An 857-nucleotide genomic window follows, 5' to 3' on the forward strand; every position below is an offset into this window, starting at 1 on the left:
GCACTCCAGTATCGGCTATCAGATGCCCTATCACGCTCACCAACAACTTCTTCAAACTACTGCCCTAAACTGTCCAGCCTAATTGGACCACCTCAGTTTGACCTCTACTACGTGAATCCAGATTTTATTCCCCGATTTGCTTTGCTCGGTTCGATGAAATGGCAACCCTTCCGCAGTGCGGACTTTCTGCCTTGATTTAAAATGCTCCCGCCGCCCACCTCCAAGAGCCGCCCAGTTATTTCTTATCCCAATTAGTATGAATCATTTTCTACACCTGCTGCTAGTTGCCTGGCTACTGGGCGCCCCAGGTGCCGCCCTGGTCCAGAACCCCGCCATGACCCTCATGGGCCGCGTGCAGAGCGAAGACCGCAAGCCCCTGCCCGGCGCGGCCATCACCGTCATTCACATTCCGTCGGGGGTGCGCCACGCCACCTCGTCCGACGGTGCCGGCCGCTTCGTGGTGCCCAACCCGATGGTGGGTGGCCCCTATCTCATCCGCGTAGGAGAAGGCGGCTACCAGCCCCAAACGGTAGAGAACATTTTTTTAGAAACCGGTAAAACGGCCAATTTCACGGTCACGCTGGGCAAGGTCGCCGGCAAAGGCCGCAACAACCCGGCGCCCGAGCCTGTCCTGACGCTGGCCGATGACGCCGTGGCAGGCGGGCCCGTGGTGGGCGGCCCCGTGCTCATTACCACCAGTCAATCCAGGTCGGCCGGCGCGGGACAGTCCGCAGTGCGGTAGATTCCATTGCCGAGCGCATATTTCCCATTCCGCTGGGCTTGGCCGCCAGCTGGGACATGGCCGCCGTGGAGCAAAGCGCCCGCATTGCCGCCGAAGAATCGACGGCGGACGGCCT

The 857-nt window shown here is 60.7% G+C and carries 1 protein-coding gene; it reads left to right on the forward strand.

What is annotated here, in order from left to right:
* The first annotated feature begins 256 nt into the window (after positions 1-256).
* On the forward strand, positions 257-742 hold the full coding sequence (locus BEN47_RS01690; protein ID WP_070724475.1) for a carboxypeptidase-like regulatory domain-containing protein: 486 nt from the start codon (positions 257-259) through the stop codon (positions 740-742).
* The last annotated feature ends 115 nt before the right edge of the window (positions 743-857 follow it).

This window comes from Hymenobacter lapidarius, from assembly GCF_001816145.1.
Classification (GTDB): Bacteria; Bacteroidota; Bacteroidia; order Cytophagales; family Hymenobacteraceae; genus Hymenobacter; species Hymenobacter lapidarius.

Bases quoted from the DNA above. Each gene is read 5' to 3' on its own strand.
- BEN47_RS01690 (WP_070724475.1), top strand. From the start codon at position 257: ATGAATCATTTTCTACACCTGCTGCTAGTTGCCTGGCTACTGGGCGCC.